The organism is Acetobacter senegalensis, from assembly GCF_001499615.1.
Taxonomy (GTDB): domain Bacteria; phylum Pseudomonadota; class Alphaproteobacteria; order Acetobacterales; family Acetobacteraceae; genus Acetobacter; species Acetobacter senegalensis.
In genome coordinates this window covers 3,835,220-3,859,505 of the sequence record NZ_LN606600.1, presented here as the reverse complement: position 1 = coordinate 3,859,505, position 24,286 = coordinate 3,835,220, and the positions used below count along the sequence as shown (strand labels likewise).

General features: G+C 59.2%; 15 protein-coding genes. 6 read left to right on the top strand and 9 right to left on the bottom strand.

Annotation, left to right across the window (positions count from 1 at the left end):
• Nucleotides 1-239: 239 nt before the first annotated feature.
• The 8 genes from ASN_RS17740 to ASN_RS17705 all read right to left on the bottom strand — a co-directional run bounded on the left by ASN_RS17740 (nucleotide 240) and on the right by ASN_RS17705 (nucleotide 11,513).
• Nucleotides 240-998: a hypothetical protein gene (locus tag ASN_RS17740; protein WP_006558441.1), complete on the bottom strand. Its 759-nt coding sequence runs from the start codon at nucleotides 996-998 to the stop codon at nucleotides 240-242.
• Nucleotides 985-5,538: an AAA family ATPase gene (locus tag ASN_RS17735; protein WP_058988999.1), complete on the bottom strand. Its 4,554-nt coding sequence runs from the start codon at nucleotides 5,536-5,538 to the stop codon at nucleotides 985-987. Before ASN_RS17735 ends, ASN_RS17740 begins: the two co-directional genes overlap by 14 nt.
• Nucleotides 5,539-5,579: 41 nt before the next feature.
• Nucleotides 5,580-6,203 (bottom strand): thioredoxin domain-containing protein, encoded by a 624-nt coding sequence (locus ASN_RS17730; RefSeq protein ID WP_058989453.1) that lies wholly within the window; start codon nucleotides 6,201-6,203, stop codon nucleotides 5,580-5,582.
• A gap of 84 nt (nucleotides 6,204-6,287) precedes the next feature.
• Nucleotides 6,288-7,223, bottom strand: coding sequence for a hemolysin family protein (locus tag ASN_RS17725; RefSeq protein ID WP_039904173.1), 936 nt, complete (start codon nucleotides 7,221-7,223; stop codon nucleotides 6,288-6,290).
• Nucleotides 7,220-7,759: an rRNA maturation RNase YbeY gene (ybeY, locus tag ASN_RS17720; RefSeq protein ID WP_058988998.1), complete on the bottom strand. Its 540-nt coding sequence runs from the start codon at nucleotides 7,757-7,759 to the stop codon at nucleotides 7,220-7,222. Before ybeY ends, ASN_RS17725 begins: the two co-directional genes overlap by 4 nt.
• Nucleotides 7,743-8,852, bottom strand: a complete 1,110-nt coding sequence (locus tag ASN_RS17715) for a PhoH family protein (protein ID WP_006558436.1) — start codon at nucleotides 8,850-8,852, stop codon at nucleotides 7,743-7,745. The genes ybeY and ASN_RS17715 overlap by 17 nt, the downstream gene beginning before the upstream one ends.
• Nucleotides 8,849-10,270: a tRNA (N6-isopentenyl adenosine(37)-C2)-methylthiotransferase MiaB gene (miaB, locus tag ASN_RS17710; protein WP_058988997.1), complete on the bottom strand. Its 1,422-nt coding sequence runs from the start codon at nucleotides 10,268-10,270 to the stop codon at nucleotides 8,849-8,851. Before miaB ends, ASN_RS17715 begins: the two co-directional genes overlap by 4 nt.
• A gap of 163 nt (nucleotides 10,271-10,433) precedes the next feature.
• Nucleotides 10,434-11,513: a lysophospholipid acyltransferase family protein gene (locus ASN_RS17705; protein ID WP_006558433.1), complete on the bottom strand. Its 1,080-nt coding sequence runs from the start codon at nucleotides 11,511-11,513 to the stop codon at nucleotides 10,434-10,436.
• 295 nt (nucleotides 11,514-11,808) lie between these two features.
• Here ASN_RS17705 and ASN_RS17700 point away from each other — a divergent pair, with 295 nt between their 5' ends.
• Entirely contained in the window at nucleotides 11,809-13,734 is a 1,926-nt protein-coding gene (locus ASN_RS17700; RefSeq protein ID WP_039904179.1) for an autotransporter assembly complex protein TamA, read from the top strand.
• Nucleotides 13,734-18,125, top strand: a complete 4,392-nt coding sequence (locus ASN_RS17695; RefSeq protein ID WP_058988996.1) for a translocation/assembly module TamB domain-containing protein — start codon at nucleotides 13,734-13,736, stop codon at nucleotides 18,123-18,125. The genes ASN_RS17700 and ASN_RS17695 overlap by 1 nt, the downstream gene beginning before the upstream one ends.
• Before the next feature lie 431 nt (nucleotides 18,126-18,556).
• On the opposite strand, the gene ASN_RS17690 is transcribed toward ASN_RS17695, so the two are convergent.
• A complete protein-coding gene (locus tag ASN_RS17690) occupies nucleotides 18,557-19,363 on the bottom strand; it encodes an exodeoxyribonuclease III (RefSeq protein ID WP_035381731.1) in 807 nt (268 codons plus the stop codon).
• Nucleotides 19,364-19,632: 269 nt separating this feature from the next.
• Between ASN_RS17690 and ASN_RS17685 the strand changes: the two genes are divergently transcribed.
• From ASN_RS17685 to ASN_RS17670, 4 genes are all read left to right on the top strand, one after another.
• Nucleotides 19,633-20,715 carry a dipeptidase gene (locus tag ASN_RS17685; RefSeq protein ID WP_058988995.1) on the top strand — a complete coding sequence of 361 codons (1,083 nt, stop codon included), beginning with the start codon at nucleotides 19,633-19,635 and terminating at the stop codon, nucleotides 20,713-20,715.
• 265 nt (nucleotides 20,716-20,980) lie between these two features.
• A complete protein-coding gene (uvrC, locus tag ASN_RS17680; protein WP_058989452.1) occupies nucleotides 20,981-22,903 on the top strand; it encodes an excinuclease ABC subunit UvrC in 1,923 nt (640 codons plus the stop codon).
• A 98-nt stretch (nucleotides 22,904-23,001) separates the two neighbouring features.
• Complete coding sequence (gene pgsA / locus ASN_RS17675; protein WP_006558424.1) at nucleotides 23,002-23,571, top strand: CDP-diacylglycerol--glycerol-3-phosphate 3-phosphatidyltransferase; 570 nt, start codon at nucleotides 23,002-23,004, stop codon at nucleotides 23,569-23,571.
• 177 nt (nucleotides 23,572-23,748) lie between these two features.
• Nucleotides 23,749-24,279, top strand: coding sequence for a hypothetical protein (locus ASN_RS17670; protein WP_231948307.1), 531 nt, complete (start codon nucleotides 23,749-23,751; stop codon nucleotides 24,277-24,279).
• Nucleotides 24,280-24,286: the final 7 nt, after the last annotated feature.

The window sequence follows — 24,286 nt, the reverse complement described above, 5'->3', positions numbered from 1 at the left end:
AAAAGGCTGCCCGATTGAGCGGGGTACTTTTGAAACTGTTGTTTTAGAGTCAGGAGCCGTGTGGAAAAGCATGACAGCGCGCTCTGGCGAGAGTTTTTTCTCGATGACCGCCATTTTTGGGTATGTGGCCTACGGATTAGACCGACACACCCATGCTCATGTTCCAAACTTTCCCCATGGTACCTGGTGTCGGCTTTCCAAACAGCTTCCTCGCACACTGAACGGAGGGCTGAGGCCTGTTAGTTGTGCAGCGTCAGGTCTTGTGTGAGTTGCGCTGGCTGCTTTGTCACCACGATATCAACTGGGCGTTCCGAGAGAAACTGGGAAGCCGAGAAAGAGGGGGTGGCAGGATTTTCCGTGATGATCGCTTCAGCATCACGATGCACCAAGGTAAACAGGCCCGGTGACGCCGTGGGAGAGAGATAGGCTGCGTACGGATGGTGTCTAGCCAGCTTATGCGCTGCGTAGGCATCCCGTGTGGAATTGATGGGGATAGCCACCATCATGGCCGAATCTGCCTGTAGAGCAGCTTCAATGCCGTCATGATTGGGAGCCACCAGCACCACGCGATCACGCATTCTGGCTTTGCGGACCAGTTTTGCTACATCTACCGGGTTGGTATCGTTCAGATCCAGCATCAGCAGAGTATGTGCCCGGCGGGAAGAGGCCAGAACATCGCTCAACTGATTGGAGCCTGGCACCACAATGACGCGGCCATCATCCTGCGTGGCAAGCGCCAAGCGGATCATGGCAGGGGAGGTTGCGCCGCTGAGTAGCCCGGTAGAGGCCGGAGTCATGCTCAGTCCGGTGCCCGGCGTGCAGATAACAAGCCCATGATGAATACGGGCCATCAGCCCATAGGCTTTTGAATGATGGAGTGCCAACCCGAACCCGGCCAGCGCACAGACGCCAATAGCCAGCGCGGCCTTGCCCAGGCATCGTTTGAGTGGGTTCCCCTCAAGTTTAGGGGCGTCCACCGTCATTTCAGGATGAGACATGTGTGGTTTCCCTGTCTTGCTGGCCAGCCATAGCCGCCGCACGCGCAAGATCAACAGACAGTACGCGGCTCACCCCACGTTCCTGCATGGTCACGCCAAACAGATGGTCCATATGGGCCATTGTCAATTGATGATGTGTCACAACCAGAAAGCGAGTCCCTGCTTCTGTTACCATGTCACCAAGCAGAGCACTGAAGCGCCCGACATTGGCATCGTCAAGAGGTGCATCAACTTCGTCGAGGACGCAAACGGGGGCTGGGTTACAGCGAAAGACGGCAAAAATCAATGAAAGAGCGGTTAAAGCTTGTTCACCCCCGGAAAGCAGGGAGAGTGTTGCCAGCTTCTTACCTGGGGGCTGCGCGTAGATTTCCAAGCCTGCTTCAAGCGGATCATCACTGCCAACCAGCCCCAGATGCGCACGGCCACCGCCAAACATGCGTGAAAAGAGCGACTGAAAATGGTGATCGACCTGTGTGAAAACGGCCATTAACCGCTCTCTGCCTTCCTTGTTGAGCGCGCCGATAGATCCGCGCAGGCGGGCAATGGCCGCTTCAAGGTCTGCAATTTCAGCAGCCAAGGTATTCACTTGAGTGGAGGCTTCTTCCGCTTCAATTTCCGCGCGCAGGTTGACCGGCCCCATATCGTCCCGCTCCCGAGTCAGCCGGGCGATCTTGCGCCGCAGGGAGGTTTCAGCGGCTTCTGTCAGGTCCCCCATCGGGGGGCGGGGTGGGGCAGGCGTTTCCGTTAGCAACTGGTCCAGAATGGCTTGGGCCTGTTCGCTCTTGGCCTCGGCTTTCAGGAGGTTTTCGCGTGCGGTGGTCAGTTCACCTTCGGTCTTGCGGCGTTGCTCGTTGGCAGCGGCAAGGGCGGCTTCTGCATCCGCGCGGGCTTTATCAGCCGCGGCATACTGTTCTTCTGCTTCGGTCAGCGCACGCAACGTCTCTTTTTTCTGGCGTTCGGCTTCTGCTGGCAGTTCAGAAACGGTCTGGTGTTCTGATTGGGCTGTTTCAAGGCGCAGGCGGGCGTGATCCAGATCCGTACGGGCTGTGGCGGCGCGGGTGGTCCATTCTTCAATGCCAGCGGCCAGAGTGGTCTGACGGGTGGCGAGTGTGGCTTTTTCAGCCAGCAGCGCAGCACGTAAGTCGCGTATCTGTTCAAGCTGGGTGGCCAGCGTGGTTTTTTGATCCTGAAGCTGGATGACTTCGGCATCCGCATTTTCCGGCACGGAGGCAGAGGCCTCTTCCAGCGCCGCAGTTGCACGGGCCAACAGATCTTCCCGCTCAGCTTTTTCTGCTGTGAGTTCCTGAAGGCGCGGCGTCAGGGCTTCCAGACGGGAGCGAAGTTCCAGTGCCTGCTGTTGCAGTTGCTGGTGTGCAATATTGGCTTCCTGTGCCGCTTTTTCAGCAGCGGCGGCATCCTGCTCTGCTTTACGGAAAGCGGCTTCCGCTTCGGTCTGATGGGTCTGCGCTGCGCGCAGGGCGTCTTCAAACTGTTTGTTGGCTGCCCCCGCGCTTACGCGGGCTTCCAGTTCAGCCAGTGTGTTTTCTTCCGTCGCTACGTTCTGTCGCAGACGTTCCCGTTCAGGCAGCAGGGTTTCCATGCGGGCATTGGCCGCCGCCTGCTGATTTTCGGCTCGGGTAAGGGCATCGTTGGCGGTACGCAGGGCCTGTTCGGCAGCTTTGAGGGCCGAGCGGGCTTTTTGCTCGGCATTCTGTGCCGTGGTGTCCTGCTGCCGTGCGTCTTCCAGTGCGGCGCGGAGCGATTCGGCGGAGGGCAGAGCTTCGCTTGCGGCTTGGGCAGCAGCGAGAGCGGTTTCAGCATCCGTGCGGGCACCAGCCGCACGTTCCTGCTGGGGGCGTAAGCCATCCAGCCGTGCACGGGACGCAGCATGGCGGCGTTCAATGTCCGCTTCCTGCGCGCGGGCCTGTTGCAGTGCCTGCTCCAGCCGGGCCCGCTGGGTGCGGTATTCCGCGACCTGCCGTTCCACCGTCTGCACGGCTTCCACTGCCGCTTTGGCAGCCTGTTCGACGGTAGGCGCATCCTGCTCCAGCAGAGTGATGCGCTGCTCTGTCTCTTTTAGAATACGGCGCTGGCCGAGGCGTCGCGTTGCGGCATCCGGCTCGCCTGCGCGGGTATAGAACCCGTCCCACCGCCATAGATCGCCCTTGAGTGAGACAAGACTTTGCCCGGGCAGAAGCAAAGCCTGATACGCTGCGCCATCAATTCCATCAGGCAACAGGCCGATAAAACCGAGAAGCCTGTCCAGCACCGCCGGAGCCTTGATATGTGTTTTAAGCGGCGTGGCATTGCCGGGCAGTGCGGGGGCGGTACCCTCCGCGCCTGTCAGCAGATGCCAGCCGCGCGGCTGGTTATCAGCGGCGGGTGCATCCAGTCCTTCTGCCAGCGCAGCGGCCAGAGCGGCTTCGTACCCTTCTGGCACATCAATCTGGGCCGAGACAGGTTCAGCACTCGTTGTCTCATCCTGACCGAGAGCCTGTGCCAGACCATCCGCCTGCGCCTTTAGCCGCGTGAGTTCCGTGCGCAGCGTATCATGATTACGGAAGGCTTCGGTCTGCGCGGCTTTCAGGTCCGTAAGGTGCGTATCGGCCTGTGTGAGTGCCGTGCCGACTTTCTGAAGATCCTCTTCCAGCGCACCGCGTTTTTGCTGGGCTTCCAGCAAAACGGTATCCGGCAACGCCTCCTTCATGGCCTGTTCAAGGCCACGGGTGAGGGCTTCTTCTTCCTGTCGGGCGCGTTGCAGGGCGGTTTCTGCCGTGCGCCGGGCTTCCGTTACACTTTTACGTTGTGCCTCATCCGCCTGAAAGCGACGGCTGGCGTCCGTCAGGGCCGCGCTGGTTGTGCGGCGTGCCGTTTCACTTTCTTCAAGAGTGCGGGCAGCAGCCTGATGGGTCTGGCTGGCGTGGGCTGCCTGATCGCGCAAGGTCTGAAGTGCGGAGTCAGCCAGCAAAGCGGCCTGTGTATCCGCATGCCGCTTTTCAAGGTTTGCCAGATCATTGCGCAATGTCTGAAGGCGGCTTCGCGCACGGTCCAGCGCCTTGCTGGTTTCGGCCTGTGTCTGCCGTGCGTTTTCCGCATCATTGCGGGCGATCGAGAGCGCCACGCTGGCCTGAGACCGTGTGCGTTCAGCCTCTTCCAGTGCCGTCCGCGCATCCGCCTGTGCCTTGGTCGCTGCTTCCAGCGTGGAGGCTGCTGCTGCCCGTTCCTCTTCGGACGGCATGCGGGTTTGCAGGCTGTCCAGTTCGGTTTGAAGCGCTGTTACGGCCTCGCAGGTACGGGCATGTAGCGCCTTGGCTGTTTCAAGTTCTTCTGTAGCCCGGTCTCGCCGGGTGCGGGCGGCGGTCAGGGTTTCTGTCAGTCGGGTCAGGGTCTGTTCAGCCTGAGCCAGATCTGCGGTGAGTTGTGCCTGCTGTGCCTCGGCTTCCGCCATACGCGTGGGCAGGGAGGTTATGGCTGCCTGTGCTTCTGCCTGTTCTGTTTGCAGGCGTTCCAGCGTGGCGGCGGCATCGTCCGCACGGGTCTGCGCGGCGGCAAAATCGGCTTCGTGCTGGTTCAGGCGTTCTGTGGCAGCCTGTGCCTGTGCCGTGGCGCGCTGTTCTTCTCGCGCCATGCCTTCAGCCGTGACGCGGCACCGTTCCAGAAGTGTGCGGGCCGTATCGGCTTTTTCCCGAATGGCGGGAAGCGCCTGATTGGCTTCAAATTCAACAATAACCGCTGTTTCGGCGGCTTCTTCATGCTCGGTCAGCGCTGTGCGGGCGCGGGCGGCCAGATCAATGGCGCGTTCTACCGCCAGCCGGGCGCGGGCGTGCAGCACGGCCAGCAATTCTGTTTCCGCTTCACGCAGGGCGGATGCAAGTTCCCGGTAGCGGCTTGCTTCTTTCGATTGTTCGGCCAGACCATCCAGCCGGGTAGAAAGCTGCTGGCGAAGGTCTTCTGCGCGCGTCAGATTATTTTCAGTTGCCCGCAGCTTGAGTTCGGCTTCATGCCGGCGGGCATGCAGGCCGGTGATTCCGGCGGCTTCTTCCAGAATGGTGCGGCGCTCTTCCGGGCGGGCGCCCACCAGCATGGCCACACGGCCCTGACTGACCATGGCGGAAGATCGTGCGCCGGAGGCGAGATCGGCAAACAGGGTTTGCACATCACGCGCACGCACGGGTTTGCCGTTGATACGGTAGTCACTGCCGGAGCCACGTTCGGCCCGGCGGCTGATCTGGAGTTCATCAAGATCCGTAAAGGCGGCTGGCCCAAGGCCTTTTGTGCCTTCAAGCGTTACGGTGACTTCTGCCAGAGACCGGGCAGCCCGGCCCGTTGTGCCAGCAAAAATCAGGTCATCCAGTTCTCCACCGCGCAGGGAGCGTGCGGAGGATTCCCCCATGACCCATCGTAGAGCTTCCACAACGTTGGATTTTCCGCAGCCGTTTGGCCCCACAATACCGGTGAGACCGGGCAGGATTTCCACCGTTACGGGATCAGCAAAGCTCTTGAAACCGGCAATCCGCAGACGAACAAAACGGACGGTCATTTAAGAACGGGCCTGCACGAACACGTGTGCCGTGCGGATGCTCAGCTTGCGTCCGTCACGTTCTTGGCAAAGGTTTCATAGTCCATATCGTTTGAAACCTGAATTTTATTGTTGAAGCGGAAGGTGGGGGTGGAATCAAAATGATATTTGTCCTGCGCTTCCGTCTGCTGTGTCAGGATGAACTGCATCAGCTGCTGGTCTGCCACCGTTTTATCAAACGTTTCGCCCGGCATGCCAGCAAAGGCCGCCATTTTCTTCAGGGCCTCAAGCGGGCTGCCATCCTGCACATATGCCCAGCGATCAAGGCTGGAAAGGAGGGAAATGGCGAAGGCTTCGTACCGTTCCGGCGGCAGGGTGCGGGCCACCATGGCGGCAACCGTAGCCAGTTGATCCGTGGGGAAATCATGGAACACGTAGCGGATCTTGCCCGTGTCGATCAGGTTCTTCTTCACCAGCGGGAAGGTGTTTTCTGCGAAATGGGCGCAGTGAATGCAGGTGAGGGAGAACCATTCCTCCACCACGATCTTGGCTTTGGGGTCACCCAGTTCACGGGGGGTTATCCGGGTGTCCGTGGTTGTGCCCTGAGCGCGCGCCAGACCGCCAGTTGCACCTGCAACGAGTGCGGTACCTGCTGTGACAAGAAGTGAGCGGCGAGAAAAGGCCATGGAAATCCGGGCTCCGTGAACTTGTTGGGACTGATCCAGAAAAATAGGCATGACGGCAGAACCATGCTGCCGTCAACCCGTTCTTTATTCTTGCGCTGTGTTCTGGCCGTTGCCAGCGGGCTTTTCCGGCGCATTTGGCAGCTTGCGCAGCCTTACACGGCGGATATGGCGGGCGTCCGCATCAAGAACGCGGAAGACATAGCCGTTCTCGTGCGTCAGAACTTCGCCGCGAGTGGGCACATGCCCCGCCATACGGAACACAAGGCCACCAATGGTTTCGATCTCGGCTTCTTTTTCCGAGGGCGTGAGAATCGGGCCAATCTGGCGTTCAAACTCTTCCACCGGGCAGCGGGCGTCCACATCAAATGACCCATCGGGCCGTTCCACAATCAAGGTGGCGGCGGGTTCGTCATGCTCGTCCGAAATGTCGCCCACAATGGTTTCAATGAGGTCTTCAATGGTGACCAGACCATCAATGCCGCCATATTCATCAATCACCAGCGCCATATGAGTCTGCCGCTGGCGCATCTGCAACATCAGGTCCAGCACAGGGATCTGTGGCGCGACCATAAGGGGCTGGCGCAGCAGGGCTTCCAGATTGAAGGCTTCACTGGTGCCTACATAGGCAATCAGATCCTTCACATGAATCATGCCCACAATGTCATCCAACTGGTCCCGATAGACGGGCATGCGGGAATGGTTTTCACGCCGCATCATGGCCAGCGCATCATCCAGACTGATGGAAACGGACATGGCCACAATATCAGGGCGCGGGACCATCACATCATCAGCGGAGATGTTGCGCAGGCGCAGAATGTTGGCAATCAGCGCGCGTTCCTGGCGGTCCAGTTCCGGTTTTTCGCCGTCTGCCGTTTCTTCTTCGGATTCATCTGCGGCCTGCTGCACGAGGGCCGCGATGGAACTGCGCAGCCCGGGGGCATTCTTCTTGCGGCTGAAGAAGGAAAACAGGCCGCCGCCGCGCCCCTGCTGGGGGTCCTGCGTGGACTCGTATTCGCTCATGATCGCGGCTTCCACGGATTGGGAACACCCAGCCGGGATAGCAGGCGGGATTCCAGCATTTCCATTTCGCGGGCTTCCCCCGCATGGTGATGGTCGTACCCTGCCAGATGCAGACTGCCATGCACGATCAAATGCGCCAGATGGTGGCTGACCGGTTTGCCTGCTTTGTGCGCTTCCCGCACCACGGTTTCCAGCGCAAGGATGATATCCCCGCCCGGAATGCCGGGTGGCGGTTCAAAGGTGAGCACATTTGTGGGGCGATGCTTGCCGCGATGCTCCCCGTTCAAGCGTTTGACCACCCGATCTGTGGATAAAACCACACTGCCGGGCTGCTTGCCGTAATCCGTGCAGGCGGCAAGGGCGCGCCAGACCAGTTTTTCGGGGGAGGCGATATAACTCCGCCAGCGCCTGTCCTCAACAAGGACTTCAGGCGCGTCTTCAAAGGCGGAGGAGGGGAAAGACTCTGCAAAAACAGAGCTTTCCCTGTAAGTCACGTCCTGAGGCTGGACGTGACTGCTGCTACTGGGCGGTTCCATTGTTCTCCTGACGGCCCTTATTGCGGGAGGTCTCCCTGTTAGCCGTCGCTTTCGCATCATACGCTTCAACAATGCGGGCGACCAGTCTGTGCCGCACAACATCTGCTGCTTCAAAGCGAGATATGGTCACGCCCCGCACATGCGCCAGTGTTTCAATGGCGTCTTTCAGCCCGGAAGTGGTGCCGGAGGGCAGATCAATCTGGGTCAGATCTCCGGTCACAACCATGCGGGAGCCTGGGCCGAGGCGGGTGAGGAACATCTTCATCTGCGCGATGGTGGTGTTCTGTGCTTCATCCAGAATAACAAAAGCGTGGGAGAGCGTGCGGCCGCGCATGAAGGCGAGGGGGGCGACCTCAATGTCACCCGCCGCCATGCGGCGCATCACCTGATCACCCGGCAGCATATCGTGCAGGGCATCATAAAGCGGGCGCAGATACGGGTCGATTTTGTCTTTCATGTCTCCGGGTAGAAAGCCAAGACGCTCACCAGCCTCTACCGCAGGCCGGGAGAGAATGATGCGATCGACCGAGCCAGCCTGAAGCATGGCCACAGCCTGCGCAACGGCCAGATAGGTTTTGCCGGTTCCCGCCGGGCCGATGCCAAACACCAGTTCCTTGTTGGCAAGCGCCTTCATGTAGGTGGCCTGCCCGGCGGAGCGGGGTTCGATCACCCCATGCCGCATTTTAAGGGCTGGCAGCCCTTCAGTGGGGAGGAATGCAGGGGCAATGGTTTCTGTATCGGATGGCCGCATAGGAGATTGCCTTATGGTTTCATGCAGGCGGGTCATGCGGATAACCGCATCTATTGCGCTAACGTCTACAGCACCACCGGAGGCGAGTTTCTGATAGAGGGTGCTGAGCGTTGTGCGGGCCAATGCTGTGTGGGGTGCGGCCCCTTTTATGGAGATTCGGTTGCCGCGCCGTGCCACCTGCACATCCAGCCCTTCTTCCAGATGCCGCAGGTGGCGGTCATGATCTCCCACCAGTCTGGCCAGTAGCGTGTTGTCTTCAAACAACAGCGTTAGCGGTTTTTCCGGTTCACCAGAGCCGGAAACAGGGGGCGGGGCTGAAAGGGGCTGGTGCGTTGTGTTCAAGCGTACACGGTCTCCTCTACCAAAGTGCCCCCCAGTGAATTGGTCAGGCGCTCAGTAATTCTGACAGGCAGTTCCTGACCGATCAGATGACGCGGGCCAGAAACATGAACGGGCTGAAGCCAGGGGGAACGCCCTGCAATCTGGCCCGGCTTGCGGCCTTCCCCGGTAAAGAGCACGGGAATGGTCTGCCCGACCAAGGCAGCGTTGAAGGCATCCTGCTGCTGGCGAAGCAGGGCCTGAAGTGCCTGCAGGCGGGCGTCCTTCACATCCTCTGGCACCTGTAGCGGCGCACCTGCTGCTGGCGTGCCGGGGCGCGGGGAGTATTTGAAGGAATAGGCCTGCGCAAACGTGACATCCCGCACCAGTTGCATGGTGGCTTCAAAATCTTCATCCGTTTCACCCGGATGACCGACAATGAAATCTGAGGAAAGGGCCAGATCTGGCCGGACGTCACGCAGCCTGCGGACAATGTCCCGATACTCGTCAGCCGTGTGGCCACGGTTCATCGCCCGCAGGATGCGGTCGGAGCCGGACTGCACTGGCAGGTGCAGGAACGGCATGAGCGCTGGCAGATCACGATGGGCGTTGATCAGGGCGTCATCCATATCACGCGGGTGCGATGTTGTGTACCGAAGACGCGAGAGGCCCGGAATGGTTGCAAGGGCGTTCGCAAGTTGTGCCAGCCCCCAGACAGTCCCATCCGGTCCTTCCCCATGATAGGCGTTTACGTTCTGGCCCAGCAGGCTGATTTCCTTCACGCCGCTTTCCGCCATCCGGCGGGCTTCCGCCAGAACGGAGGCCACCGAGCGGCTGCTTTCGGCGCCCCGGGTGTAAGGCACCACGCAGAAGGAGCAGAATTTATCACACCCTTCCTGAATGGTGAGGAAAGCAGTGTAGTTGCCCGGTGTCTGCGGTGCGGCTGCATCTGGCAGGAAGTCAAACTTCTGTTCTGCCGGGAAATCGGTATCAATGACCGCACCGCCAGCACGGGCGGCTCGGGCCACCATTTCCGGCAGACGGTGATAGGTCTGCGGGCCAAGCACGATATCCACGTAAGGGGCACGGGTCAGAATTTCCTGCCCTTCGGCCTGTGCCACGCAGCCAGCCACGGCAATAATGGTCTGCGCGCCTTCTTCCTTGCGGGCTTCCTTGATTTTGCGCAGGCGGCCAAGCTCGGAAAATACCTTTTCCGCCGCTTTGTCACGGATGTGGCAGGTATTGAGGATAATCATGTCCGCAGCTTCAGGCGCATCCACGGATTGGTAACCCAGCGGGCGCAGCACGTCGCTCATGCGGGCGCTGTCATACACATTCATCTGGCAGCCCCATGTGATGACATGCAGGCCGCGGCGAGAGGGAGACAGGGCGGTGGTCGATCCAGTCATGACAACAGGGGCTCCGGCGTGCCGCAGGCCCATTCCATACGGCAGGGGGAGGAAATCAGGCGGACAGCGTCCGAGGTCAAGCCTCTTTTCTCACATCAAGGATATCCGTGCCAGAGTTCTGTGTTCTGAAACCGACAGGAGAGACCTCCTTCCGCAGGGTATTCCTGCATGTGGAGCAGCCGTTTTTTTCGTCTGCTCAGTGCCTGTTTCTGTATGAAGCAAAACTGGAGGCCACTCTGTCAAGCTGACGTTTGAGAAATCCTGTTTTATTGCACGGAAGCTCGGCAGGATCACAGCGACCGGGCTGCGTGCTGCCTTCTTCATTCTGGCGGAGTTCTGCCGCGCCATTGGCTACAGCGTGCCACGCGGCCTGAGCCAGAGCCTTGCGGCTGGGGAACAGTTCCGGGTCTAGCGGTTCGTGCAGGATCACGCTGGCCTGAAGGGATTTCCATTGCACCATCTGCCAGAGGTGCGGGCCGAGATCCATGTCTCCATACCATGCAAACACAGGCCGACGCAGGCGCTGGACGGGTAAGCCCTCCAGCCTGTCATACACCACGGACACGGGCTGGATAATGGGTGTCATGCCCGGTTCATACGTGATGGGCAGGAGTGATTTATCCATGCCATCACGCAGTTTGGGCAGTTTGGCGATGGCAAAGAAGGCGGACATGAAGGGCAGCACGCGTGAGCCATCAGACGATGTGCCCTCCGGGAACAGCACCAGATTGTCACCATCCACCATGCGACGAATCATCTGATCGCGTTCGCGGCCTGTTGTGCTGCGCTGGCGGCTGACAAAAATGGTACGCCCGATTTTGGAGACCAGCCCCATGATGGGCCAGTTTTCAATGTCGCCTTTGGCAACAAAGACGGAAGGCAGAATCGTTCCCAGAATGGGCACATCCAGCCATGAAGAATGGTTGGAGATGTAAATGACGGGTCGCTCACCCCTTTTGCGGGCGCGTAGGCCGCCAACAGTGCCCGCCCGTTTGCCTACCACCCGGATACGGACACCCAGCAATTTGCACAGCACGCCCCAGATGACGCGCGTCCATCTGATTTTTGCCGTGCCCGGAACAAGAAGCAGGCACGCTTCAAACCCGACTGAAAGCGGCACCCAGAACACGATCCCGCCCAGACGCAGGCTGCCACGGATGTTGGCAGAGAGCGTGCAGAGCCGTTCCGCCCAGACAGGAAGGGGCGAAAGGGCGGCGGGATCGGTAGGGCCGGAAGGAGCAGAAGAGCGCTTTGGCGCAGGGCGAGCGCGGGTCATGTTCTTGCCCCTGCCACAGCGTGGCAGGTTTTGCTCAGGCAACAGGAATGAAAAACCATGCGGCTTTCATAACGCGAACTTATGGAGGTGGACAATCGTGCTTCGCAATCCGTGTCAGAGATGGCACAAAGGCGAAAAGACCCATTCTGTTGGACTGTGCTGTGCGACTGACCGTATTTTCGTCATGGTGATACGGCATGGAGCAATGCAGACCTTGAAAAAACACAGATGAGAAAGTGGCGGCAACGGTGCAACGGCAGGCGGAAAGAAACGGGTGAGGATGAGCGGTAGAGGCATCCTGAACGGACTCGTGCTGACGGCGAATCGTGTGGTTGTTGGTTTTTCCCTGTGGGGTGTGGCGGCGGGAGGCTGGTCCTGGGCGGCGGAAACGCAGGCTTATGTGACCAACCTGAAGCCCACCGGGCAGGCTGATCTGGATGCGGCGCTGAAATCATCTTCTGATCTGCTGGGCCTTCAGGGGACGCATGCTGTGGGGCCTTTTGCCCTCGCTGGGCGCGTGCGCAATGAGTATGACCGCCTGAAATCCGCGCTGGAAAGCTATGGGTATTACGAAGGAACGGTAAAAATCACCCTTCACCGCGCCAAGGACAAAGACGCAGTGGTGATGGATGGCCAGTCTCCGGCACTTTCCAACTGGATTGAATCGGTTCCCGCCAATGAGAAGGTGACTGCCGATATCTCGGTAGAAAAAGGCCCTCTGTATCATCTGGGTTCGGTCAAGCTGGTTGACGAAAAAACCAATGGTCCGGCGGAGCTGACACCTGAGCAGAAAGCCGCGTTCACCCTGAAAACAGGGGATGCGGCCGAAGCGGAAACGGTGCTGGGGGCCGGAGGCACGCTGCTGGATGCCCTGCGGGAAGATGGCCATGCGCTGGCGCAGGTGGAAAAGCCGCAGGCCTATCTGCGCCCGCAAACCCGCACGCTGGATGTTGTGTATCCTGTCTCACCCGGGCCGGTGCTGAATGTGGGCCGGATTGATGTGTCTGGCCTCAAACGGGTGCGGGAGCCTTTTGTAAGGCGACAACTGACGCTGAAAGAAGGCCAGCTTTACCAGCCATCCAAAATTGATGCAGCCCGACAGGATCTGACCTCTCTGGGCGTGTTTTCCAACGTGGCGGTCAAGGATGGGGCAACGCAGCCAGTAAACGGCACCATGCCGCTTGATTTTACATTTCAGGAAGCCAAGCGCCGTTCTGTTGGGGCGGAAGCCGGGTATTCAACAGATCTGGGGGTGCGTGGCGGCGTGACATGGACCCACTACAATCTGCTGGGCAACGCGGAACGGCTGAAGCTGACGGCACTGGTTACCGGTCTGGGTGGGTCTGCCCAGCAGGGGCTGGGGTATGATGTGTATGCAGATTTCTTCAAACCCGGTTTTTACAGCCGCAAGCAGAATCTGAGCGTGCGTGTTGAGGCGTTGCGGCAGTTGTTCTGGTCCTACCGGCAGACGGCTTTTCTGGTGCGCGCCGGGATTACGCGCCAGATTGACCGCTACTGGAATGTCAATTTCGGGGTGGCCGGCGAGCAGGAGCAGATTGAACAGTTTGGCGTGACGCGTGATTACACCATCGGTTCTCTGCCTCTGGGCGCGACCTTTGATAATACGGAAGTTGGGAACCCCATTGAACCTGCCACTCATGGCGTGCGTGCCAACGTGAATATTTCTCCTTCCATCTCCTTGGGGAGCAAGGGGAGCGGCACGTCTTTCTTCACGATCATGAATGCGTCTGCCTCGTATTATTTTGACCTCAAACATCTGGGGATCAGCAAGCCGGGGCGCAGTATTCTGGCTATTCGCGGGACCATTGGCAGTATTCAGGGCGCAGGAACCTACGATATTCCACCAGACCAGCGCATGTATGCGGGTGGCAGCGCCACCGTGCGCGGGTATCGCTGGCAGGGCGTGGGGCCGCAATATGGCCGTACCCGCTACGCTATCGGCGGTACTTCGCTGGATGCAGGCACGGTTGAATACCGGCAGCGGCTGTTCAAGAGTTTTGGTATGGCCGGGTTTGTAGATGCCGGGCAGGTGGGCAGCAGCAGTTCTCCCTTTACAGGCACTCTGCGCGTGGGTGCGGGCGGTGGCGTTCGGTACTACACGCCTATTGGCCCAGTGCGCGTGGATGTGGCGGTTCCGCTCAACCGTCCGCATCGTGGGGACAAGTGGGACCTTTATATCGGGCTGGGAGAAACGTTCTGATGGCGGGGCAGGATGGGGATATGCCCGCACCGCCGCGCCGCAGCGCTTTGCGGCGTGCAGGGCGCATTGCCGGGCTGACAGTTGGCGTTCTGGCTGGCGTGGCAGGTCTGGCGGTTGGGGTTATTCTGGTTGGCGCCAATACCGGGCCGGGCCGACGGTTGCTGATGCAGCAAACAACTTCCCTCACGGGGGGAATGGTGGCGCTTTCCGGGCTTTCAGGCCGGTTTCCGGATAATTTCCATCTGGATGCCATTGCGCTGCGCGATAAGCAGGGCGTGTGGCTGTCGCTGAAGAATATTGACCTTAACTGGTCTCCTTTAAGTCTGGTTGGGCGTACGGCCCGCATTTACGCGATCAAGGCGGATCAGTTGGATATCCCGCGTCTGCCGGTGTCTGACACACAGGCAGCCCCTGCCAAGCCATCCACCAGTAAATCCAGTCTGGGGTTGGGGATCGATATTCAGGATCTTGCCGTGCGGCGGATCAACGTGGGCGCCCCACTGGCGGGAACCGCAGCCAGCTTCTCGCTGGCAGGGCATGGTCGGTTATCGTCCATTGATCCGGTGCTGAATGGGCTGACACTGCCATCCTTGCCCAAGTCGGACATTGCGCTGAGTGTGAAGCGGCTTGATGCAGAAGGGCAGATTGATCTGGCCACCACTACGGGCGGCGGCAAGCTGGGCCTGCATCTGGACGCCAAGGAAGGAAAAGATGGCTTTGCAGCCACCAAACTGCAAATGCCGGAACTGACCCCGCTTGCGCTCTCTCTGGATATCAAGGGGCCAACAAACGCTGCGGTTCTGGCGTTTTCTGCCGGAGCAGGGCCGATTACCGCCAAGGCGGATGGCGTGCTTGATCTGCTGGGTGAAAAACTGGGCAGCCTCAGGGCGCAACTGGATGCGCCCAAGCTGGCCTTGCGTCCTGATCTGGGGTGGGACGCCATTCATCTGGTGACACAGCTAAAAGGCAAGATGAGCCAGCCGGATGGGACAGGCTCCCTCCAGATAGACCGGCTTGTGGCATCTGGCGCGGGAGTCGGCACGTTGAAGGCTGCCTTTACCGGGCAGAGCGGTCACCCCGGCGCGGCGGACCAGATGCATCTGGTCATGACGGCGGATGGTGTGCGGCTTCCTGGTTCTGCACCCACCTTGCTGGCCAGCGCCCCGGTGCAACTGGATGCTACAATTTCTCCGCAGGCGGATGGCAGGCCGTTGGTGCTGGATGTGTCGCACCCGCTGTTGCATTTGACCGGCAATGTGATGACAGCCGCGCCACAGCGCGGCACGCTGGAACTGGCGCTCCCTGATCTGCGTCCTTTCGGGCAGATGGGCAATACGCCCCTGCAAGGGCAGATGGGCATGAAAGCCGCGTTTGATCTTCCTGCCAAAGCCACGGGTGATACGCATGTCAGTGCGGATGGCACCTTGGCTATTACGGGTGGCCAGCCACAGGCAGTCGGGCTGATCGGCCCGAAGGGAACGTTCTCGCTTGTCGCAACGCTTCGCCCGTTGGAACCCGGAATGGTGCAGCCGGAAGGGAGCTCGGAAAAAACGGTTTCCAAGAAGGATAATGGCCCGGAACTGGCTGCGCCGCAGAACGGTGTGAAGCCTGCGGCAACGGATCATGGGGCTGGCAAGGTCGCTGACGAGACGCCTCATAAGCCTGAAACAGACAAAGCCACAGCGAAGGCCGAAAAGGCAGAAAGTTCTGGCGGGCAACAGGTGGATATCACCAAGCTGGCTGTGGACGGGCAGGCGTTGCATCTGGCAGCGCATGGGCGGGTGAATACCGGCCATGATATGGATGTTGCCTCCACGTTGGCGTTGCCGGACCTGAGCAAGGCACTGCCCTCTCTGCGTGGCGGACTGACCTTTGCATTGAACGCCAAAGGGCTGATGCAGGATTTTGCCGCCACCCTCCATATGGAAGGTGATCCCGGCACTGCCACCATGCCGCGTGGCCCCGTTGTGCTGGATGCGGCATTGACGCATCTTCCCTCCGCGCCCACAGGCACGCTGACGGCAAACGGCTCAGTTGATAAAGCGCCTCTGCTGTTGGATGCGGCCTTTGCGCAAGATGAAAAAGGCGCGCGCCAGCTTGATCTGAAAAAACTCTCCTGGAATAGCCTGCAAGGGGCGGGTGACCTCTCGCTGCCGCAGGGAGAGGTTGTGCCGTTGGGGAATTTAACTCTCAAAATCGGGCGGCTGGCAGATTTCAGAAACCTGATTGGTCAGCAGATTGCCGGGGCACTGGCGGCGTCTGTTCAGACTACGCAGGTGGGCGAGAAACCTCAGGTAGCGCTGAAGCTGGACGGCAATGTCTCAACTGCTCAGGCTAAAATCGGGTCTCTGGCGCTGGCGGGCACGGTGCGTGACCCTGCCGCGCATCCGGATGCAGATCTGACGTTGAAGCTGGCCGGTCTCTCTGCTGCGGGTGTTACAGGGCAAGCGCGGGTAACGGCCAAAGGGCCAGACAACGCCATGGCGCTGACAGCGCAGATTGGTCCGGCAAGCTGGTCAGGGAGTCCGTTGTCTCTGGATACGGCGGCACTGCTTAATCTGCCTGCAAAGCAGGTAAAGGTGCAGAAACTGGCGGCAACCGCCAAGGAAGAATCCCTCAAGCTGCTGGCACCCGCGCTGGTTTCCTTTGGTGACACAATGGGCGTGGACCGTCTGCGTGCTACTCTCAGCACGCGTGGGGCCGAACCCGCCACTCTGGATGTGGCGGGGCGCATCAAGCCCACACTGTCGGTTACGGCAGATATCCGGCACGTGACGCCTGCTTTGGCGCGTCCATTTGCGCCGGATGTGCATGCGCAGGGTGATCTTTCCCTTCAGGCCAAGGTTGCGGGCAGCATGGATCGGCCGACAGGACAGGTGCATCTGACCGGGCGCGGGTTGAGAATGGACGGCAGCAGTGCAGCAGCCTCCATTCCGGCGTTAAGTGTGGATGCGCAGGCTGATCTGGCCGGGACAGCAGCGAAGGTGAACGTAAAGGCAGCGGCGGGGCCGAAGCTGGCGCTGACTGTGGCTGGCACGGCTCCGCTTTCCAAAACAGGGCCGATCAATCTGCGGTCTGACGGGCATCTTGATCTGGCCATTGCCAATGGGGTGCTGGGTGCGCAGGCGCGGCAGGCCAAAGGCGATGTGCAGCTTGCCATGCAGGTGGCTGGCACCATGGCGTCCCCCAACGTGACGGGCACAGTTGATCTGCATAATGCGGATTTTCAGGATTTTGCTCAGGGCGTTCACTTGGCGGAGATCAATGGCCGGGTTGTCGGCTCGCACGAGAATGTCGTCATCCAGAACCTGACGGCCAAGGCGGGTGAAGGCACGCTCGGCGTTACAGGGTCTGTGGGTGTCATGGCGCCGGGCATGCCGATTGACATGCATATTACGGCCAAGAACGCACGGCCCATTTCCAGCGATCTGCTGACAGCCGTCATGAACGCGGATATCGCCATACGCGGGCAGGTAAGTACCCGTATGGATGTTGTGGGAGGTATATCCCTGCCACGGGTGGAAATTAACATCCCCAACTCCCTGCCGTCTTCCGTGGCGCGTCTTGATGTGGTTCGCCCTGGTGACAAACCGCCGGAACCCAAGGAGGCTACAGCCAACACCAAGGCAGCCGTCATCGGGCTGGACCTGACAGTGACATCGCCGGGTAAATTCTTCGTCCGCGGGCATGGGCTTGATGCCGAAATGGCAGGCAAGCTCAAAGTGAACGGCACAGCGCAGGCACCGCAGGTTACCGGCGGGTTTGATCTGAAGCGCGGTAACTTTGACCTTGCCGGGATCTCTCTTAACTTCACCAAGGGGCGCGTGGCTTTCAACGGGAGTGGCGTGAGCCACAAGCTTGACCCCACTCTGGATTTTGAAGCGGACCGTGTGGTGAATGGCGAGACCGCCATGCTCAAGGTAGGGGGATACGCCAGCGCCCCCAAGATCAGCTTTGTCTCCAACCCGCCGCTGCCTCAGGATCAGGTGCTGGCCATGCTGCTGTTTGGCACGGATGCCCACTCCCTTTCTTCCACGCAGATGGTGGAACTGGGAACAGCGCTGGCGACGCTGACCGGCATGACCTCATTTGATCCGATGGGCACATTGCGGAAAACTCTGCATCTGGACCGTCTGGCCATTGGCGGCGGCTCTGGTGTGGGCAACGGCGGAACAACGGTGGAAGCCGGAAAATACGTAATGAAGGGTGTTTATGTGGGGGCCAAGCAGGCAACCTCTGGCTCAGGCACGCAGGCGCAGGTGCAGGTGGATCTGACAAAACACCTCAAGCTGAACACGACCGTCGGCACGGGCGGAAACGTAACGGGCTTTACAACGCCGGAAAATGATCCGGGCAGCAGTGTGGGTCTGCTCTGGCAGTACCGTTATTAAGCAGACAGTTGCTCGGGAAGCCGAGCGAAACTGGCATGGAAGTTTTATCTCGTGGCCTAATTGCCGGTAGCCCTGTTTTCTTTTTGGGGGCCGTTTCAAAAGTATGGAGATAAAGGCTGCCGCGGCATTTTAGGATAAAAAAGAGGTCTTTCCGTTGCGAGGCAGCGTATGACGGGGATGGCTAAAGACAACATAGTCAGACATGCACAGGAACGCGCTCCCTCAACGTCTGACTTTTCAATGCGCCTCGTGAACGACTGCTTGAAAGACCCGACAGGCGGCGCGGTGGGTCTTTTGAGCTGCTGAATGCGTTTGGCGGTTAAAATTGCGCGAGGTTTCCCTCCCGGCAGATTTGGCCCGTGTCCTTTATGTCCGCTTTGTCACCCTTGAAATCCTGCACCAATCCCTATCCGCAGGCGTTCAATCAATAGCTACAGACTGAAATCGACAATCACAGGCACATGGTCAGACGGGGTATCCCAGTCTCGGGCTTCACGCACGACGGTCATGCCGGTGAGGTCTGGCACAAGGTCAGGCGTAATCCAGACATGGTCCAGCCTGCGGCCACGGTTGGATTTCTTCCAGTCCCGGTTACGGTAGGACCACCATGTGTACAGCTTCTCGCTGGCAGGGACAAAGTGGCGCATGGCGTCAACAAAACCCACATTCAGCCACGCATTCAGGCGTTCCGTTTCTGGTGGTGTGTGACTGACCACATTCAGAAGCTGCTTGTGACTCCAGACATCATGCTCCAGTGGGGCAATATTGAAATCCCCAACCAGCACAGTCCGGTCCCGTTTGCGGGTGGTGAACCACTCGGTCACTTCCTCCACAAAGGCAAGCTTGTGGGCAAATTTCGGATTGGTTTCGGGATCAGGAATATCGCCGCCTGCCGGCACGTAAAAATCGTGCAGTTCGACAGGGCCGCTTGGCAGGTGCACCTGCGCGCCTATGTGGCGGCAGTCTTCCTTGCCATGCCAGTCCGGCAGTTTTTCAAGCGGCGTAATGGGATGGCGCGAGAGGATGGCCACGCCATTGTAGCTCTTCATCCCTTTGTAGTGGAGGTGCTCAAACCCCATGTTCCGCAATGCATCTGCCGGAAAAAGAGGGTCTGGCACTTTGGTTTCCTGCAGGCAGATGATGTCTGGCGCGAGGGTGGCGTCCAGCTTTTCCAGCACTGGCAGGCGGAGGCGGAGGGAGTTGATGTTCCAGGTTACAAGTCGCATGCCCAACGGCATTGCGCATCCCGGTTTGCGGGGCAAGTGAAATTCGGCACATAGTAGGGAAGGTGTTTGAAAAGTCTGTCAGGTCTCTCTGGCGGAGGTTTGCGCCAGAACAGGGTGATGATGCCCCCGATGCCGCCGTATCGGGCCTTCCAAACCACCGTGTTCAGGCGTGTATCGTTCCGCGCCAGCCGTTGTGCTGCTGAACTTTCAAACAGCCTTTGGAAACAAAACCGGCAGGGCGTGCGCCTTGCATTTATCGCATATGGGACCATTTCTGCAGCATGACGCTTCTTTCTTCGGCTCCAGTGAGCCAACCTTCCGCTTCTTCTGCTGCGCGTGCGCTTCATAACGCGCTTTTCACGCTGGACAGCCACATTGATATTCCGTGGCCGGATCAGGGTGATGCCTTTGTGGACACGGAAACCCGCAGGGTTGATCTTCCGAAAATGCAGCAGGGCGGCATGTCTGCCGGGTGTTTTGTGGCCTATATCGGGCAGGGGCCGGTGACGGAAAAAGGTCACGCCGATGCTCAGACGCAATGCCTGGCCATGTTGGATGCCATCAACCGTATGCAGGGCACGCAGAATGGTGTGACAGCACGTGTCTGCTCGACTGTGGCGGACATGCTTGCAGCGCAGGCAGCGGGCGTGCTGGCGGTGGTGCCTGCCGTGGAAAACGGCTACGCGATGGGAGACGACCCCGCGCTACTGGCACAGTTCCGCGCGAAGGGCGCACGTTACGTTACGCTTACGCATAATGGGCATAATGCGCTGGCCGATGCGGCCGTGCATCGCCCTAGCCTGGGCGATAAGCCGGAGCGGCACGGTGGCCTCTCTGCCGTAGGGCGGGATGCCATCGCTCACATGAACCGGCTGGGGATGCTGGTGGACGTGTCACACTCTGCCAAATCCACCATGTTGCAGGCGGTGCAGGTGTCTGCGGTGCCGGTGGTGGCCAGCCATTCCTGTGTACGCACGCTGTGTGATCATCCGCGCAATCTGGATGATGAGCAGCTTGATGCGTTGAAGGAAAGCGGCGGTGTGATTCAGATCACGGCTATGCCTGCGTTCCTGAAGCCAAGGGAAGGGGATGGCCCCCGTACCGCCAATGTTGCGGATTTTGTGGACCATATTGACTATGTGGTGAAGCGCATTGGGCCGGAATATGTGGGGATATCCTCCGATTTTGACGGTGGTGGCGCAATTGAAGGCTGGCAAAACGCCACGCAGGGCGTGAACGTGACAGAAGAATTGCTGCGTCGCGGCTATGACCGCAGCGAGATCGCGGCTTTTTGGGGTGGAAACTTCATGCGGCTGCTGAAGAAGGCGGAAGAGGTTGCGGAACAAAGCGCGATCACTGCGTAAAAAGCACGGTGGACAGATTTCTGCACAATTTGTCCACTTCCTCCCTTGACTTCCTTTATTTTCAACAAAATCTCTGAAACGCACGTTTCCTCCTCAAATGTCCTTTTATAAACCCTTTGTAAATCAAGGGTTTGGGTTGTGTGTCTAAAAAATATGCAAAGCGTTGAGGGGGCTGGAAATCTGCGGGTTTCAGGGGCGATGAGCCCGGTACTCCACAAACTTATCCACAGAAACGGTGGATGAAATTGATTTCTCGGAAGAGCGCCTGATGACAACTGACATTTCTTCAAATGATGTGCCCGCAGGCGTGCCTGCGGCTGTGGAGGTGTCGGCTGCCAGACCCAAAGGTGTGGAGGTGATCCGGAATGCCCTGAAGACCATGCCGCTTTCGCCGGGCGTGTATCGTATGCTGGGCGAGAAAGGAGATGTGCTTTACGTCGGTAAGGCGCTGGCGCTGAAAAAGCGTGTAACGTCTTACACTCAGGTGGCGCGTCTGCCTGAACGGCTGCGGCGTATGGTGTCCGAGACAGCCTCCATGGAGATTGTCACCACCCATACCGAGGCCGAGGCCCTGCTGCTTGAGGCCAACTACATCAAGCGCATGAAGCCCCGTTTCAACATTCTGCTGCGGGATGACAAAAGCTATCCGTGGCTGATGTTGACAGACGGACATCCTTTTCCGCAAGTGGCCAAGCACCGGGGAAAGCCCGTGAAAGGGGCGAGCCTGTGGGGCCCATTTGCTTCGGCCTGGGCTGTGAACCAGACGCTCAACCTGTTGCAGCGCGTGTTTCTGCTGCGCTCCTGCACGGATGCGGTGTTCAACAGCCGGACGCGGCCCTGCCTGCTGTATCAAATCAAACGCTGTTCCGGCCCCTGTGTGGATCGTATCGACCAGCCCTCCTACGCCAGATTGGTGGAACAGGCGCGGGAGTTTCTCTCCGGCAAGGATATGGCCTTGCGGGAAGAGATGAGCAACGAGATGCACAAGGCTGCGGAAGCGCTGGACTTTGAACGGGCTGCCATGCTGCGGGACCGTATTCGGGCGTTGGCGCAGATGCAGGAATCGAGCGTGATTAACCCGGCATCCCTGCATGATGCGGATGTGTTTGGCATCTGGCAGGAGGCGGGGCAGGCCTGCATTCAGGTGTTCTTTATCCGGGGTGGTAGAAACAACGGAAACCGTTCGTTCTTTCCGGCTCACACCAAGGATGAGGAGCCAGGAGATGTGCTCTCTGCCTTTATTGCGCAGTTTTATGATGACAAGCCATGCCCGGCGCAGGTGCTGGTTAATCATCCCTTGCCAGAAGAACTCCTGCTGAGTGAGGCGCTCTCCCTCAAGCGGGGGCGGAAGGTGGAAATTCTCTCTCCCCAGCGCGGCGAGAAAAAGCAGGTGCTGGATCATGCTGTGGCGAACGCACGGGATGCCTTGCACCGTAAGCTGGCCGAAACCGCAGGGCAGGCCAAACTGCTGGAGGGTGTTGCGACGGTCTTCGGGCTGGATGCGCCGCCCCAGCGGATTGAGGTGTACGACAACAGCCACATCATGGGGTCTCATGCTTACGGGGTCATGATTGTGGGCGGCCCGGAAGGGTTTGATCGCAGAGCCTATCGCAAATTCCTGATCAAAGGCCCGGTAACGCCGGGGGATGACTTCGCGATGATGCGTGAGGTGCTGGAGCGTCGCTTTGGCCGTGCATTGAAGGAAGCCGCTGAGGGCGATCTATCCAACTGGCCTGACGTGCTGCTGATTGATGGCGGAGCCGGGCAGTATTCAGCCGTAAGGGCCGTGCTGGATGATCTGGGCGTGACTGGTGTGAAACTGGTGGGTATTGCCAAGGGGCCGGACCGGGATGCCGGGCGCGAGTGGTTTCATACTGGCGATGCCGAGCCGTTTCAGCTCGATCCGCGTGACCCGGTTCTGTACTACCTGCAAAGGCTACGCGATGAAGCGCATCGCTTTGCCATTACAACCCATAGGGCGGGACGTTCCAAAACGCTGGTGACATCCGAGCTGGATGATATTCCGGGGGTGGGGCCAGCGCGGAAACGCATGCTGCTGAATGTTTTTGGTTCGGCCCGAGGCGTAAAGCAGGCAGGGCTATCTGAACTCGAATCGGCTCCCGGCATCAATCGGGAAACAGCGCGGGCCGTGTATGGACATTTTCATCCGGACTGGACGCCAAACTGACGTGAAGGGCAGGGCTGCGCTACGTTTCTGGGTGAGTGGCATGAACGCGGTGCCAGAAACCATTTCAGCCGGGCGGGAAATAGGCTAGTCTCCCGCCAATGTTGACAGATTTGCCGAATGTTCTGACGATATCGCGCATTGTGGCGATTCCCATAGTGGTGGTTTTTGCCGCATGGGGAACGCCGCAGACTGATGCTGCGGCCTGCGTGCTGTTTATTCTGGCAGGCATTACGGATTATTTTGACGGCAAGCTGGCGCGTTCGCGGCACCAGCTTTCAGACTTCGGTAGAATGTTTGATTCCATTGCCGATAAGCTTCTTGTGGGGGCCTGCCTGATGGTTCTGGCAGGCTTTGCCCGGCTTCCCTACCTCAGCCTGTGGCCCGCCATTGTTATTCTGTGTCGGGAAATTCTGGTCTCCGGCATGCGGGAGTATCTGGCGGAGCGCCGGGCCAGCCTGCCGGTAACGCGGCTGGCAAAATGGAAAACCGGCTTCCAGATGACCGCCATCGGCTTTTTGCTGGCCGGGGATGGCACGGGTATGCTGCTTGGTATGCCATGGCTGCACGTGGCGCTGATTGGCTCCGTTCTGCTCTGGATTGCGGCAGCCCTGACCCTGATTACCGGCTGGGATTATCTCACCACAGGTTTGCGGCATGTGGACCTGTAACGGGTGACTGTGGGTGATACCTGCCTCAACCAAGGGTGGCCTGTTGCATAATTGTCTCAAAATGAAGGCATTGGCTTGTATCCCCTCCGCAAACCGTTATTTACCTTTCTCTGGCACAGTGTCGCTACAGCGGGCATCGCTGATTTGCCTGTGCAACGTCATGGTTAGCGGAGTCAGATGATGCGGAAAGCTGCTCTACTGGGAGCCTGTCTGGTTTTGAGCGGATGTTCCGGGTTTGGGAAATATATTTCCGATACTGCGACTCTGCCGGGAGAGAATCCCAATTCTCCGGCGGGAGAAGATCTGAACATGAGGCGGGTGCACGGTTATTCCACAGCTGCCACACCCATCTTGCCGCAGGGCGGTGATATCTGGCCGGGTCCTCCGGCACCGTTGCCAACACTTGAAGATGTTGAAAAAGACCGGATTGGTACAGTGCTGGGTGGCGGCGCCGGTGAGAGCGGGCCGGAGTTGCAGGATGGCGGCGAAATGAGCGTGAGCGGGTCTGAGAACGCCACGCCCGCTAAAGAACCGCATGGCAAACTGCCGGAAGCCGAACCGGATGCTGCAGATAAATATGGTGTGCAGCGCGGAACAGCTTCCACCATTGAAATTCCAAACGGTGATGGCACGGTAACGCTTATCCATCCTGATGGATCTGTCAGCACCGTTCAGGCCAGAAAAACGGCACCTTCTGCTGCTCATTAGGCCGCTT

What these genes read in the sequence shown, in the direction of transcription:
- ASN_RS17740 (WP_006558441.1), bottom strand. Translation starts at nt 998, where the DNA reads ATGTCTCATCCTGAAATGACGGTGGACGCCCCTAAACTTGAGGGGAAC.
- ASN_RS17735 (WP_058988999.1), bottom strand. Translation starts at nt 5,538, where the DNA reads ATGACCGTCCGTTTTGTTCGTCTGCGGATTGCCGGTTTCAAGAGCTTT.
- ASN_RS17730 (WP_058989453.1), bottom strand. Translation starts at nt 6,203, where the DNA reads ATGGCCTTTTCTCGCCGCTCACTTCTTGTCACAGCAGGTACCGCACTC.
- ASN_RS17725 (WP_039904173.1), bottom strand. Translation starts at nt 7,223, where the DNA reads ATGAGCGAATACGAGTCCACGCAGGACCCCCAGCAGGGGCGCGGCGGC.
- ybeY (WP_058988998.1), bottom strand. Translation starts at nt 7,759, where the DNA reads ATGGAACCGCCCAGTAGCAGCAGTCACGTCCAGCCTCAGGACGTGACT.
- miaB (WP_058988997.1), bottom strand. Translation starts at nt 10,270, where the DNA reads ATGGGCCTGCGGCACGCCGGAGCCCCTGTTGTCATGACTGGATCGACC.
- ASN_RS17705 (WP_006558433.1), bottom strand. Translation starts at nt 11,513, where the DNA reads ATGACCCGCGCTCGCCCTGCGCCAAAGCGCTCTTCTGCTCCTTCCGGC.
- ASN_RS17695 (WP_058988996.1), top strand. Translation starts at nt 13,734, where the DNA reads ATGGCGGGGCAGGATGGGGATATGCCCGCACCGCCGCGCCGCAGCGCT.
- ASN_RS17690 (WP_035381731.1), bottom strand. Translation starts at nt 19,363, where the DNA reads ATGCCGTTGGGCATGCGACTTGTAACCTGGAACATCAACTCCCTCCGC.
- ASN_RS17685 (WP_058988995.1), top strand. Translation starts at nt 19,633, where the DNA reads ATGACGCTTCTTTCTTCGGCTCCAGTGAGCCAACCTTCCGCTTCTTCT.
- pgsA (WP_006558424.1), top strand. Translation starts at nt 23,002, where the DNA reads ATGTTGACAGATTTGCCGAATGTTCTGACGATATCGCGCATTGTGGCG.
- ASN_RS17670 (WP_231948307.1), top strand. Translation starts at nt 23,749, where the DNA reads ATGATGCGGAAAGCTGCTCTACTGGGAGCCTGTCTGGTTTTGAGCGGA.